Genomic DNA, 281 nt, shown 5'->3' with positions numbered 1-281 from the left:
GCTATTTGCAGTTAGTTCTACCATACCGCTTGCGTTTTCAATTTTATTTGTAAAATTTAAGTGCTTATACTCATCAAAGATTTTATTAATCTCATTCATATTAGAACCAATCTTATTTTGTATGATATCTAATAACTTATTTAAGACCTGTTTTAATTCTACTAATTGAGGGTTTCTTGGATTTGCATCAATTCTTGCTGTTAAATCTCCACTTTCTATAACTTGGACTGTTGAGATTGCTTTTTTAACTGCAAGATTGTCCTGTTCTAAGCTTTTTTTGG

At 29.5% G+C, this 281-nt stretch carries 1 pseudogene; it reads right to left on the bottom strand.

From position 1 onward, the window contains the following. Nucleotides 1-281: pseudogene (locus FMM58_RS08655) on the bottom strand (methyl-accepting chemotaxis protein); the annotation flags it as partial.

Origin of the sequence: Campylobacter sp. LR291e (assembly GCF_008633915.1) — a bacterium.
GTDB lineage: Bacteria > Campylobacterota > Campylobacteria > Campylobacterales > Campylobacteraceae > Campylobacter_D.
Note: the sequence above shows the minus strand (reverse complement) of the source record. Positions and strands in the feature narration are given on the sequence as shown.